Annotated in this window: 13 protein-coding genes; 3 read left to right on the top strand and 10 right to left on the bottom strand. The window is 41.0% G+C overall.

Annotated features, from left to right (window positions below; all coding sequences use genetic code 11):
• Nucleotides 1-5 precede the first annotated feature (5 nt).
• The 5 genes from maiA to phhA all read right to left on the bottom strand — a co-directional run bounded on the left by maiA (nt 6) and on the right by phhA (nt 5,137).
• On the bottom strand, nt 6-656 hold the full coding sequence (gene maiA / locus AC0L4E_RS06080; RefSeq protein ID WP_473678442.1) for a maleylacetoacetate isomerase: 651 nt from the start codon (nt 654-656) through the stop codon (nt 6-8).
• 131 nt (nt 657-787) lie between these two features.
• Nucleotides 788-1,774, bottom strand: coding sequence for a fumarylacetoacetate hydrolase family protein (locus AC0L4E_RS06075; protein ID WP_473678441.1), 987 nt, complete (start codon nt 1,772-1,774; stop codon nt 788-790).
• Nucleotides 1,775-2,153: 379 nt separating this feature from the next.
• The gene (gene tyrR / locus AC0L4E_RS06070; protein WP_220753372.1) at nt 2,154-3,695 is read right to left on the bottom strand and encodes a transcriptional regulator TyrR; all 1,542 of its coding nucleotides are present in this window, start codon (nt 3,693-3,695) and stop codon (nt 2,154-2,156) included.
• A 217-nt stretch (nt 3,696-3,912) separates the two neighbouring features.
• Nucleotides 3,913-4,251, bottom strand: coding sequence for a 4a-hydroxytetrahydrobiopterin dehydratase (locus AC0L4E_RS06065; RefSeq protein ID WP_473678440.1), 339 nt, complete (start codon nt 4,249-4,251; stop codon nt 3,913-3,915).
• A gap of 79 nt (nt 4,252-4,330) precedes the next feature.
• Nucleotides 4,331-5,137 carry a phenylalanine 4-monooxygenase gene (gene phhA / locus AC0L4E_RS06060; protein ID WP_473678439.1) on the bottom strand — a complete coding sequence of 269 codons (807 nt, stop codon included), beginning with the start codon at nt 5,135-5,137 and terminating at the stop codon, nt 4,331-4,333.
• Nucleotides 5,138-5,536: 399 nt separating this feature from the next.
• On the opposite strand from phhA, the gene galE reads away from it, so the two are divergent.
• The 3 genes from galE (at nt 5,537) to AC0L4E_RS06045 (ending at nt 7,722) form a co-directional block, all read left to right on the top strand.
• Nucleotides 5,537-6,550 (top strand): UDP-glucose 4-epimerase GalE, encoded by a 1,014-nt coding sequence (gene galE / locus AC0L4E_RS06055; protein WP_473678438.1) that lies wholly within the window; start codon nt 5,537-5,539, stop codon nt 6,548-6,550.
• 85 nt (nt 6,551-6,635) lie between these two features.
• Nucleotides 6,636-7,133 (top strand): ferredoxin-type protein NapF, encoded by a 498-nt coding sequence (napF, locus tag AC0L4E_RS06050; protein WP_473678437.1) that lies wholly within the window; start codon nt 6,636-6,638, stop codon nt 7,131-7,133.
• A 157-nt stretch (nt 7,134-7,290) separates the two neighbouring features.
• Nucleotides 7,291-7,722: a bactofilin family protein gene (locus tag AC0L4E_RS06045; RefSeq protein ID WP_473678436.1), complete on the top strand. Its 432-nt coding sequence runs from the start codon at nt 7,291-7,293 to the stop codon at nt 7,720-7,722.
• Nucleotides 7,723-7,828: 106 nt separating this feature from the next.
• On the opposite strand, the gene AC0L4E_RS06040 is transcribed toward AC0L4E_RS06045, so the two are convergent.
• The 5 genes from AC0L4E_RS06040 to AC0L4E_RS06020 form a co-directional block, all read right to left on the bottom strand.
• Nucleotides 7,829-8,560 (bottom strand): DUF2982 domain-containing protein, encoded by a 732-nt coding sequence (locus AC0L4E_RS06040; protein ID WP_473678435.1) that lies wholly within the window; start codon nt 8,558-8,560, stop codon nt 7,829-7,831.
• The gene (locus AC0L4E_RS06035) at nt 8,550-9,329 is read right to left on the bottom strand and encodes an ElyC/SanA/YdcF family protein (RefSeq protein ID WP_473678434.1); all 780 of its coding nucleotides are present in this window, start codon (nt 9,327-9,329) and stop codon (nt 8,550-8,552) included. The genes AC0L4E_RS06040 and AC0L4E_RS06035 overlap by 11 nt, the downstream gene beginning before the upstream one ends.
• A 175-nt stretch (nt 9,330-9,504) precedes the next feature.
• Nucleotides 9,505-10,410 carry a fructokinase gene (gene mak, locus AC0L4E_RS06030; protein WP_473678433.1) on the bottom strand — a complete coding sequence of 302 codons (906 nt, stop codon included), beginning with the start codon at nt 10,408-10,410 and terminating at the stop codon, nt 9,505-9,507.
• Nucleotides 10,411-10,558: 148 nt separating this feature from the next.
• Nucleotides 10,559-11,377, bottom strand: a complete 819-nt coding sequence (gene cysQ, locus AC0L4E_RS06025) for a 3'(2'),5'-bisphosphate nucleotidase CysQ (protein WP_473678432.1) — start codon at nt 11,375-11,377, stop codon at nt 10,559-10,561.
• A 385-nt stretch (nt 11,378-11,762) separates the two neighbouring features.
• The gene (locus tag AC0L4E_RS06020) at nt 11,763-13,838 is read right to left on the bottom strand and encodes a family 16 glycosylhydrolase (RefSeq protein ID WP_473678431.1); all 2,076 of its coding nucleotides are present in this window, start codon (nt 13,836-13,838) and stop codon (nt 11,763-11,765) included.
• Between the last annotated feature and the right edge of the window lie 145 nt (nt 13,839-13,983).

Below are 13,983 nucleotides of genomic sequence, written 5' to 3'. Positions count from 1 at the left end.
GAATCCTAACTGGCATCATCCTGTGCTTCTGGTGCGGCATTGGCAAATGCTGGTAATTGATTACATTGCTGCCAAATCCTGACGATGTTCGGATATTGTGTCATATCGACATTAAATCGGTATGCATTATAAACCTGAGGGATCAGACAAATATCCGCCATTGTTGGCGTATCACCGAAGCAAAACTGTCCGGCAGTGCCTGCCAATTGAATTTCAAGCGCTTTAAAGCCAAGGTGGATCCAATGGTGATACCACTTCATTTTAGCTTCTTCATCCACGCCCATTTCTTTGACTAAAAACTGCAATACACGCAGGTTATCTAACGGATGAATTTCACAAGCAATAGACTGCGACATTGCGCGAACAATAGCGCGTTCTTTCAGGTTTGTTGGTAATAACGCGTGCTGAGGATATTGCTCTTCAAGGTACTCTACAATGGCCATTGACTGAGTCAGTGTAAACTCCCCTTGCTCATCTTCATCGATAAAAGCTGGCACTAAGTGTTGTGAATTTAACTGAGTAAACATCTCACTATGCTGCTCTCCTCCATTTTTCACTAAATGAATTGAGACTTGTTCAGCATTAAGTTGCTTCAAATTAAGTGCAATACGCACTCTATAGGCCGCACTAGAGCGCCAGTAGCCGTATAGTTTCATTGTATATCCTTATTCATCAATCTTGAGTAAAACTTATCAGGGTTAAGCTAAGCGTTTAATAGGTATAAAAAAAGCAATAACGCACAGCGCTATTGCTTTTAATTGATTAAATGCTTCATGAATATGAAGGATTAACCTTTGTATTCGACAACTTTTTGATCGATAGAACCAAAAATACTGCTGTCGTTTTCATCAAACATTTCGATGCGAACTGTATCGCCAAAACGCATAAATGGCGTAACCGGCTTGCCGTCAGCAATGATTTCTAACATACGTTTTTCAGCTAAACAGCTAGAACCAGCACTGCGGTCATAGTTTGAAATAGTGCCAGAACCAATAACAGCGCCAGCACATAATGGACGAGTTTTTGCCACATGTGCCACTAACTGACTAAAATCAAATGTCATGTCTACGCCCGCATTTGGACGGCCAAATAATTCACCATTTAGATGAGTCACTAATGGTAAATGCACTTTAGAATCTTGCCACTTATCCCCTAACTCATCAGGAGTAATCGCCACTGGCGAAAATGCACTTGATGGCTTTGATTGGAAAAAGCCAAAACCTTTAGCTAGTTCACCAGGAATAAGGTTACGCAGTGACACGTCATTCACTAACATTAATAGTTTAATGTGTTTGGCTGCATTTTCAGTATCAACGCCCATAGCAACGTCATCGGTTACCACTGCGATTTCAGACTCAAAGTCGATACCGTACTCTTCACTGGCCATTTCAATATCAGCTTTAGGTGCGATAAAACAATCTGACCCACCTTGATAAACCAAAGGATCTGTCCAGAAGCTTTCAGGCATTTCAGCGCCACGGGCTTTACGTACTAATTCAACATGGTTCACATAAGCACTACCGTCAGCCCACTGGTAAGCGCGAGGAAGCGGAGATAAACAACGTGCTTCGTCAAAATCCACTGCATTATCCATTTGACCTGCGTTTAACGCTTCATACAACTCTTGTAACTGAGGATTCAATAAATCCCAAGCATCAAGTAATTGCTGCATTGTTTTAGCAATAGCAGGTACTGCAACGGTTTTAGTTAAATCTTTGCTAACCAACATCAGTTGGCCATCGCGGCGACCGTTGTTATAACTTGCAAGTTTCATTTTGACTCCTAAATAGGTACAAATAAGGTCGATATTAAATTTATAAAATTATCATTGCTGCTGAGTATATTGAATTAATCAATTTGGTTAACTGATGATTCAATCATAACTTTCGCAGGTTAATATCAACAAAAATAGCCTTCTTAAGGCTAGAAATACCTTAAGCTTAGCCAAATTAATATAGCGTGAGGCAAATCACATTTTTGCAAGGTATCAGCAGTTTTGTAAACCTTTTGATACGTTGCTCAAGTTATTGCCGATTAAGCCAATATACGTCTTAAAAACACGACAATGCCAGCGTATGGCTGGCATTAAATCGTTACACATGCTTTTGTCTATACCATCACGTTGCTGATAACAATCGCGACTCCAATACTCACTAACGCTTTTTGGTAATTTTGTAATCTCTGAGTTTGTTGGCAATCGCCGTGTGGGAAACCCCGAGCTTTTTCGCTAATTGGCGAGTACTTGGATAAGCTGGATATAAGCGTCTTAATAAGCTTGCTTCATATTCTTTCATGGCTTGATCTAAACTGCCTTCGAACTCTTCATCAAAGTAGCCAAAACCTTCAGCGTAAGATGGAAGCTTTAATTGCTCCACGGTTAACTCAGCTGAGCCATCCCACATCGATACAGCTCTAAAAATGGCATTCTTTAACTGTCGCACGTTACCAGGCCATGCATAGGTAAATAGGTAATCTCGGCAAGTGGCTGAAATCCGGCGTAGCGGACTAGAAAGCTGCTGACTGTAATGCTCTAAGAACATTTCCGTTAGCGGTATGACATCGACTTTACGCTCTCGCAGTGACGGCATGTGATAGCTCAGCACATGAATGCGGTAATATAAGTCTTCTCGGAACTCGCCAGATTGGCATAACTCAGCCAGATTTTTCTGGGTAGAACAAATGATACGCACATCGGCGCGCACTTCTTCATCGCCACCGATACGTCTAAAGGTGCCATCTTGCAGTAAGCGAAGCAGTTTCACTTGTGCAGCTTTCGACATTTCAGCTATTTCATCTAAAAAGACCGTGCCGCCCTTAGCTTCTTCAAATAAACCACGTTTTACCACTTGGCCGTCATTAGAAACGAATCCAAATAATTCTTCTTCAGCAACGCTGTCAGGCAGTGCGGCACAGTTAATCGGAATAAAGGGATGTTCGCGGCGCATGCTGGCATCATGGCTCGCTTTAGCCATTAACTCTTTACCTGTACCAGTTTCACCTGTGATAAGTAACGGTGCATCCAATTGTGCCATGCGCTTAGCTTGCTTAAGCACATCTTTCATCTTATCGCTCACCGCTAATACATTATCAAAGCCAGTGGTTTGGTTTTGCAGCGCATTAAATTGCTTACCCACACGTGCAGGAGATTTAAGTGACACAACAGCGCCAGCGAGAATACTGGCATTGTTTTCATCGGGCAGATAAATCGGCAGCATTTCGGCTAAGTATTCGTTACTACCAATTTGCACTCGGGTTGCTTGTGCAAGCACTGGTGCTTCCGTTAACCAACGTGAAAAGTTAAACCCTTGCACCCAATGATTTAATGACTCATCAATCACCTCATGCTCATGCATGTTTAAGGTCAACAAAGCTGATTCATTCACAATGCGAATACGGCCTTTTGAGTTAATGGAAAATACCGAGTCTGGCAGGGTTTGCAACAAAGTTTTTAACGCATAATGTTCTTGTTCTGACGGCATAAATGACACAGTACGAACATCATGAACACTTTCTACTTTTCGAATAAGGGGCATTAATTCGCTTAAGGTTTCAAAACCAATTTCAGCAAATTGTAAGTACAAGAAACCTTTATTACTGGCGTCAATGGCGATCAAATTAATGCCATAGTTTTCTAATACTTCGAGAATATCTTTCGCAAGGCCGATGCGATCTAAACAGCTCACTTCCAAACGCATATACAACTATTCCCTATCAGTCATTTTCTGGAATATACGAGGATTAAAGAAAAACTCATTAAAAAATAATGAGAAATACCATCCTTCTTTATTTGTGAGCGATACGTTAAAAGGTTATGAGGCGTGTGGCAAGTGTTGTTTACAGTGGAATTGTAACAGAGGAAGTATAAATGCAGGTTACGTTAACGTAACCTGCTGAAATTAATACTTAAGATGATTAACCGATTAACTGGTCTGTTTTCGCAGCCATAATAAAATCATTCTTATGCAGGCCTTTAATTGAATGTGACCACCAAGTTACGGTGACTTTACCCCATTCAGTTAAGATTCCAGGATGGTGAAATTCAGCTTCAGCAAGTTCAGCTAATTGATTAGTAAACACCATCGCAAGTTTAAAGTTTTTGAACTTATAAACACGCTCTAATTGGTTAATCCCGTCACGATTTTCAACACGCCACTCTGGGATCATTTTACCAAATTCAACCATTTCTTGGTCTGTGACTTTTGGGGCATCGATTTGGCACGCTTCACACTTCAATTCTGATAAATCAGACATAACAACTCCTGAGTAAAGTAATTTATTCTTATTAATATTTAAAACTTGTCATTAATTAATCATCGCTAACGAACAGTCGCTAGCTAGCAATGGTTTTCGGTGCAAACTTAGGTTCAAGTAAGCCTAATTTACGTGCTTCTGTCACTGCGGCCATGATATCCATCTTGGCAATCTCATCGAGATAATCAACACTTTCAATAACATAATATACTGGCTGCATGATATCGATACGATAAGGCGTTCTAAGCACCTCAATTAAATCAAAAGGTTTACGTTCAGGTTCATCACTCAACGCATACAGGGTTTCCCCTGGAGAACTTAAGATACCGCCACCATATATATTTAATTCGCCATCACTGCCTTTAACTAAACCGAACTCGACGGTAAACCAATAAAGGCGAGCTAAATACACTCTTTCTTCTTTGCTTGCTGCAAGTCCTAATTGACCGTAAATATGTGAAAAACGGGCAAATGACGGATTCGTTAATAATGGGCAGTGACCGAATATTTCATGAAAAATATCAGGTTCTTGTAAGTAATCAAATTCTTCTTTAGTGCGAATAAACGTCGCAACCGGAAACTGTTTATTGGCTAGCAGTTCAAAGAACTTACCAAATGAAATAAGCGCAGGCACACCTGCAGTTTTCCAGCCTGTTGCCTCAAGTAGCACTTTATCAATTTCTTTTAATTGTGGTACTCGATTACTTGGCATCGCCAACGCGTCTAATCCTTGCATATACGCATCGCACGCTCGGCCAGGCATGTTGATGGCTTGACGCTGATACAGCTCATGCCAAACATCATGTTCTTCATCTGTGTATTGAATATAACCCTGACTATCAGGGATCTTAGCTTGGTAATTTGTTGCTTTGCTCATAAGTGTCACTTTACGTAAACTTCTCTCCCTTCATAGTGTGCTAAGGTTTCATATTTGTTAACAACCTCAGGGTTTATTCTTGGTTGATGTGGTAGTGATAAACGTAAACAATTCACTACAATCAGCGTCTTAAAGACATTTAGTCATTAAAAATCAATAGACTAAAATGTAGTTAATGTTTGACGAGTAAACCATACAAGTCAAAATATCATTGGCAAATTACTCTTTAATTATTTCGTTTTCATTTATGCAAAAGATAAAATACAACAAATGTTATATTCGGCCCGTTAAGTTCAGTACAATACACTCAGTACTGTAGGTACTTAGATTAACCATTGTTAAATGAGCTTTAGCATCATTTGCTAGTAAAGGTTATTAGTACCGTCTCCACAGAGTTAAGGAAAGACTATGGCAATTTTAGTAACAGGCGGTGCAGGTTATATTGGAAGCCACACTGTTGTTGAACTTTTGAATACTGGGCAGCAAGTTATCATCTTAGATAACCTGTCTAATGCCAACGTCAACGCTCTAGATCGTATCGAAAAGATAACGGGTAAAGCGTGTATGTTTTACCAAGGTAGTGTGCTCAATAAAGCCCTATTACATAAAATTTTTACCGACCACCAAATAGACGCCGTGATTCATTTTGCAGGGTTAAAAGCCGTAGGCGAGTCAGTCAATAAACCACTGCAATACTATGAAACCAATGTCACTGGCACCATTATTTTATGTCAGGTGATGGCAGAGCATAACGTTAAACAGTTGGTGTTTAGTTCATCGGCCACGGTTTATGGACTTCCAGAAAGTTTACCCATTCGTGAAGACTTCACCACAGGTGCAACTAACCCTTATGGTCAGTCAAAACTGATGGTTGAGCAGCTATTAACAGATTTACACATTGCCGATAAGCAGTGGAATATTGCTGTATTGAGGTACTTTAATCCTGTCGGCGCTCATCAAAGTGGTTTAATTGGTGAAGATCCTACTGATACCCCAAATAATTTAATGCCGTTCATTTGCCAAGTCGCAGTAGGAAAACAGCCCGAACTGCAAATATTTGGTAATGACTACCTCACTCCTGATGGCACAGGCGTCAGAGATTATATTCATGTGGTAGATCTTGCCCAAGGCCACTTAAAAGCGCTGCAAAAACTAGCTAAACACCCCGGAATCGTTACCTATAACTTAGGTACAGGCCGCGGCTACAGTGTTATAGAAATTATTAAGGCTTTCGAAAAAGTCAGCGGTAAGGAAATTCCTTATCGGTTTAGTGCTCGTCGTGATGGCGATCTTGCGGCATACTTTGCCGACGCCAGTCTTGCTTATGAAGAATTAGGCTGGCAACCAGAGCACACACTTGAATCTATGGTTGAAAGCAGCTGGTTGTGGCAATCAACTAACCCTAATGGTTATAACGATTAAAAAGTACAATCGATAGCTCTAAAGTTAAATCAAGAGTTCGTTAACGTAATAGTCAAACTACAACATCAGTGTCAGCGGAATAAATATGAGTCAATCAATTAATCACAGTCGCAGAAATTTGTTTCGCCGAAAAAAGTTTGATGCACAAAGGCCACCATGGGTTAAATCAGAAATCGAGTTTACCGACGAGTGTACTCGCTGCAATGCTTGTATTGATGCATGCGAAACCAAAGTATTAGTCAAAGGAGATGGCGGATTTCCTGAAATTAAATTTACCGAAGACGAGTGCACTTTTTGTCAGCAATGCGCTCTTGTGTGTAAAGAACCTATTTTCAATCTTGCTCAAGCTACCCCTTGGACGATAAAAGCCAGCATTAACGACTCATGCCTTACTTATAAAGGCGTTTGGTGCCAAAGCTGCAAAGATGCCTGCGATCCTCGCGCTATCAGCTTTAAAATGGCTGTTGGCCAAGTGCCCAAGCCCATTATAGATATCGATGCATGTACTGGTTGCGGCGCTTGTGTATCTCCTTGTCCTGCGGCGTCAATTAGTATCAATGAGTCAAAAAACGGTGAGCAGTAGTGATTTGTTCTGCATTGCGCCAGAAAAAGACATGGTAGTCAAAATTTAATGGTTTTTTTTGATTTTATTTGCCGTTATATTAATTGTTAAATTTTATAATAAAGCCATTTCGGTCGCTTATTTATAGTGAACTAATTTGCGAAAAAAGAGAGCCTACATGTTTAGTAAAAAAAGCCCTACCAGTAACTTAAGTTTCATCGCTAATGATTGTGAATTAACGGGTAATATAAAAGTCGCTGGAGATGTGCTCATCGCTGGTAAAATCAATGGTGAAATTCGCGCATCTGGTAATGTAACAGTAGAACCTTCTGGCGTGGTAACGGGCGGCGTAGTCTGCATTGAAGCTACAGTATCTGGCTTAATGAGTGGCAATATCACCTGTGAAAAACTGTCCATCACTAACACAGGTACTTTCGATGGCGAAGTATACAGTAAACGTATGGAAATCTTAGATAATGGCCAGTTTATTGGTTACCGCAAAGCCTATGACGAAAGCTTAGAGCACAACAGCCTGCTGAATGAAAAAGTAGTCAGCTCTTCTGCTGATGAACCCGCTGAGAGCCCACAGCTCTCTGCTGTTAATGTGTAAGCTATCTGCCAACTGCTAGATAGGTCAATGAGCTTGGTTCTGATTCTATTGAACTAAGCCTTTTTGAAGTAAATCTTATTGAACAAAGTCTTTTTTGAAATAAGCCCTATTGAAGTAAATGCTCTTGTTGCCACTCGCGTAATAGCTCAACAAATTCTGCGGGTGGTCTATCAAGGCTATCAATCGAAATATACAAATGAAACCCTAAGTGACTCTCTAATGTTTGGCAGCGATGTCCAAACATCGCTAACACTCCACGATATCTATCCCCATTGACCACAAGTGGCGTAAACTCGGCGCCCAAATAGGTTTCTAAGCTTTGTAAATCTTCATCTTGCGTTGCTGCAGTCATAAGTAATGGGCGCTGCTCTGTTAATAACCCCGTTGCTAAGCGCGGTGAAATACAATCAAGAATAGGGTTTATTTGCTTTAATTTAAACCCGATGTAGGGTAGTTCAATTAACTCAAGATTTTGAGTGACCCGTGACACATCCACCCTTTGAATATTATCCCAACCAATATGAACAGTGCCCCGTTGGTGAAAATAATCTAAGCCTGTCTCAGTCAGTTTAAAACTGGCTTTAGGTTGGTTAATTTTGGCGATGCCTAAAATTAAGCTCACGCTACCGAAACCAAATAGCACAATGCCAATACCAAACAAACTTTTAGCATTAATAAATAAAATAAGGCTGATAAACAGCGCTATCGCACCAAACACACTGAGAGTTATGCCGTTACGTTTGCCATAAGGACTAATCAGCAGTGTTTTTGTACTATGATGGCTTGGATCTTTGTTTTTATCGGCCTGATTATCAGTTTCAGGTGTTTCAGAAGACATTGGTAATGAGCCCTTTAACTTTTATCCAAAGCATACCGACATATTCGTGAATCGCGCGCTGAGAGATAAATAAATTTTCTGCACTAAATCGCCACCAGTATCCAGGCGAACTTAAGAAGTTTGTGGGTGCTGCAACGGGATAAAGCTTATTCGTGGTAAAAATCATCATCGCGCGCGGCATATGAGTTGCTGAAGTCACTAAAATAAATGGTGTATTACCCACAAGGCTTTTCATCGATTGAGCCTCTTCAATGGTATCTAACGCATTAGGAAAAATAACAATATTGTCAGCAGCAACGCCAAGCTCAATGGCGGCTTGACTCATTATCTCAGCGTGAGGGGTTGGGGTTAGCCCACCGTTCCAACCACTGACAACTAAAGTACAGTGACTCCCTGCCAACTTAAGCTGTCTAATCCCTTCAGAAAGTCTTGCTAATGCCGTAGCTGATAATTGCTGCACCGCGCTGATGTTTTGGTTTTCACGATGACCTGAACCTAGCACCATCACATAACATGCGTCTTGATTTATTCTTGTTAGAGGGAGTTCATTTACTGGGTATTGAGACTCTAAGCTATCTGCGAGGTCGGCAGAGATATAAGAGTTACTCAATAGCATTAAAGCCGATAAACCCATTGCTAAACAAAACTGACCAAATGATTTGAGTTTTTTAGCTTTAAAACGCCATATAAAAAGCGCAATAAATAAGCATATCAATATAAATGGTACTGGCATGACAAATTGCGACAGGACTTTTTTAAACCAAAACATCAATTTCATCTGCTGTTAATCTGCTCAATTAGAGTTAGCTAAAGTGGAATATCTCTATTGTATCGACTGTTGAAGTAGAATGCGAAAATAAGCTGATATCAATCACTTTAATCGTCATTTTCACAATAAAAACGGCGCTATAAAAGCGCCGTTACTCATGATTCAAAACAGCAATCTAATGTTCGTTTTTGCCCCAAAGCCATGCAGCTCCGCGAACACCTGAAGAAGCACCAAACTGGTTTTTAACTACAATGGTGTCGCACTCACGCCCGACAACATATTTAGGCAATACTTTTGGCAGTTCTTTATAAATGGCATCAATGTTTGATACTCCGCCACCTAAAACAATCACATCAGGGTCAATCATATTAATCAAATGTGCTAGTGAACGCGCTAAACGATCGATATAGCGTACAAATGCTTGTGTGGCTAACGGGTGCCCTTCTGACATCATTTGAGAGATTTGAATACCACTATCCGCTTCACCGCCGGCACGGCGAAAATCTCGAACCCAGCCAGTGCCCGAAATAAAGGTTTCAATACAATCTTTATTGCCACAAAAACATGACGTCGAATTAAATTCATCAGATGTCATCCAAGGCAATGGATTATGTCCCCATTCACCTGCGATACCATTGCCGCCACCATGAACTCGACCATTTATCGATAGTCCGCCGCCACAGCCAGTGCCAATAATCACCCCAAAGACCACGCCTTTGCCTGCAGCTGCGCCATCAACAGCCTCAGAAACCGCAAAACAGTTAGCATCATTTGCCACGCGAACTTCTCTATCAAGTCGAGCGCTTAAATCTTTATCTAATGGATGACCATTAATCCAAGTCGAGTTAGAGTTTTTAACTAAGCCAGTAAAAGGAGAAACCACACCAGGGATCCCAACACCAACAGAACCTTTTTGATTAGTTTCAGTTTCGGCTTCATCCACTAAACCAATAATGGCATCTAGAGTGCCTGGATAATTTTTAGGAGTTGGAACACGTTTACGAAACAGCTCACTGCCATCTTCTGCTAACGCCACTAACTCAATTTTGGTCCCGCCAAGGTCAACACCCATGCGCATCATAACTTCTCTCTCCATTTAATTATAATTTGTAGCTAAATACGCATTTGGTGCTGCAATCTTGATTGTGTAGAGCCTGTACCCTTGATGAAATAACTGTGTGCTACAACTTAAATACACTCAGATTTTCAATCAAACCTTGATACAAAAACTATTTACGCTCAAACCATTTAGGTGATGCGGCAATAAAATACGGATTTAAAATATCTTCTTTTTGGTTGTACTCAAGTGGAGTTAATTCAGGGAATTTAAGTACCTGACCACCTGCACTTTCTAATACGGCTTGCGCAGCTCCTGTGTCCCACTCGCTTGTTAATCCTAAACGCGGATAAACATCGGCATTGCCTTCGGCAACTAAACAAAACTTAAGTGAACTACCCACACTTTGCATTTGATGCTCACCAATATTGGCAACGTACTCAGCAAGACCCGGGCTAATATGCGAGCGGCTACCTACAACAATAGGTTTAGCATTAATAGGTTGCTCACTGATATCCAGTACTTGTTGCTTATTAGCACTTTCAAGCCAAGCACCTTGACCTACAATTCCTGAATAACACTTATCTAAAACGGGGGCGTAAACAACACCTGCAACCGCTTTGCCTTGATGAATTAGCGCAATGTTGACGGTAAATTCACCATTACGTTTTATAAATTCTTTAGTGCCATCTAATGGATCTATTAACCAGTAAGTGGCCCATGTTTTACGTACGTCCCAGTCAATATCTGCAGCTTCTTCGCTCATCACTGGAATATCAGCAAAGTATTTTTCAAGCTCGGCCACAATCACATTGTGGCTGGCTATATCTGCCGCTGTTACTGGACTATCATCTTGTTTTTGCTCAACGTGCAAGTCAGGTGTCGAATACACTTGCATAATGGCATCGCCTGCTTGTCTAGCAATGGCAATCACGATATCTAGTTGTGCTTTAGTTAGACTAACTTGTTGTTCTAATGCTTTAATTGTCAAAGGTCATTCCTTAGAAAATACTGACTTTTAAGCCAGAAAATAATCAATTCATATTATGCCATTGACTGTATTAAAGATTTATAACTATTTAGTTTGTCTTAGACATTAAAAACTGCCTATTAACATTACTTATATGAATGCACTTATATAAATCCGTTTGTATAAATCCGTTTGTATAAATCCACTTATATAAATAATTTGCCACTCACAGCTTCACAGGTATTCATTTCTAAATAACAAACATGCATTGTTACTTATTTGTAACGACAGTTTGATAGTAAGCCAAGAACGATGAGCATAAAACCCTCAGCGCCTTGACTGCATTCGTATTCAGACTTTTAAACCTGAACTCGGATTAATAAATATGCCTTAAACCAAGCTCAAGTTATTTAGTCAGCATGACGTTATCAACTTGCATCACCACACCATTTTGATTTCCCCATGCAGGGAAAACGACTAACGGCGTATCAACTTTGGCTAAATCTAAGCTTGAACCAGTATTGGCCACAACATCTGCTAAGGCTATTTTATAGTGAGTCCATACCCCAACTTCAGGCGCATTGATAGCAAAATCTCCAGAACTACAAGGGTGTCCGCAATCAATTTTGATATTAAAATCTCGCACTTCTCTAGGATCTGTAGTGACATTTAAGTCAAATTCAACAAAATTAAAGCTACTCACATCTTGCTGAAAATTAGGGCTTTGAAAATAAACCACTGCTTCGTTTGTATTGAAGCTAAATTGGCTCACTAATCCGTTATCAGCGCCCACATCGACTTGCTCGATTCCGACACTCCCTGTTGCTGCATAATGACCAATTTCGAAAGGCGCTTTGACAGCATCATCATATACAATCAGTTCATCAGCTTGTGCCACATCATATTCATAACGTACATTATCAATTTGCAAACTCATATTGCCCAACGGCTCGATAACAAATGGATTTGAAACAGATGCTAAATCAGCAAAACTACCCGGTGAAAATCGATTACCACTTGCTACAAGTTCGGCAATGGGTAGACGGACTTCAGTCCACGTATTTAACGCAGGTAATTCAACACTGATATCACTGACATTAGGCCAACCACTGTCAATTTTGACCAACAAATCGACATCGTTGTCCGTGCTCATCAGGTTTAAGTCGAATACCAATACACCGTTAGTAGACCAATGGGATAAGTCTGCTGTCGGCGGGTAAGCAAAATAGGCATTACCCGTTGCGCCCACTTTATCAAATTGAAGTACTTCGCCACGACCTTCAACCTGAACTGCGGTTAACGTCACTGAATTATCTGGATTATAGCTGTCTAAACTCAGCCCTTCAGCGAGGGCGTCGTCGTACATGATGAACTCAGGGCCTGCACCAATATCAGTTGACGGTGTGCTAATTTCTGGCGCAGCATGCCCTTCAACCACTTGTGCAGCTTCATCTATTGACGCGCAACCTTGTCCAGTTTCAGGCGAAACACTGCACTCATACACACGAACGTAATCAACTTCTAATGTTTGTGGGAATACACTTTCATCAACCCCAGTATTATTAACATTTGCCGCCCAAGTGCCACCCACTGCCAAGTTCAAAATCATATGAAATGACTGATTGTAAGGGCCATCTTCCAAGGCACTTTGTAAATTGCCATCGCTGTCGGTGTATTGGCTATACCAACCTGTTGAGCGCTGGGTAGCAAAATGAACGTCATCAACGTACCAGCGAATTTCATCTTTTTCCCATTCAAGAGCATAGACATGAAAATCATCAGCAGGGTTAGCGCCTTCTGGCAAGGCATACTCAGCGCCTGAGTAAACATTACCTGGCCACGCTTTACCGTAATGCAAAGTGCCATGTACTTTAGCTTCAGGTTCAGAGCCTTCGGTGACCACTTTAAGGTTTACCGCCTCCATAATATCGATTTCACCGGAACCTGCCCAAGGACCATAAACCCAGTCTGTTGGTAACATCCAGATTGCAGGCCAAGTGCCTTGACCCTGTGGCATTTTGGCGCGAATTTCAAAACGGCCGTATTTCCAGTCCCCTTTGTTGGTCGAATCTAGTCGTGCCGAAGTATATGGCTGCTGTTTAGAAGTGTCTGCAGCATCATAATTAGGATCCCCCAAGGCTACAGCTGGACCACTGAAATCTTCACGCTCTGCAGTGATAACCAACAAACCGTCAGCGACCTTACTGTTTTCATCCCGTTGGGTATAACACTGGTGCTCTTCATTACCGCCACCATAACAATTGTGGGCGAGATTCCATTTATCTAAGTCTATCGCTGTTCCATCAAACTCATCGCTCCAAACAAGCGTCCAAGGACTTTCTTGTGGCTGTTCAACACTGTTATCAGCGGGTGCGGTATCATTTACGACCTCTTCTGATGCATTGTCTGAACCGCAACCGATTAACAATGCTGCTAAAGCGCTAACACTAGTGAGAGTTAAAGCTGGTGTAAATTTTTTCATTTTCCCCCAAGGAAATAGCAAAAAATCTTGAAAAAAATCCAACAAAATCCCTTACAAAGTTAATTGCAAGTTCACAGCAGTGCAGGAGTAAAGAACCACTTGGCTAGTGAATCCCTAAGGAGAGACTAGCCAAGTAGCAAGGTTA

Source organism: Shewanella sp. GJ50-10, assembly GCF_055808815.1.
The sequence above is the reverse complement of the archived record's forward strand: the minus strand, read 5'-3'. Positions and strand labels throughout refer to the sequence as shown.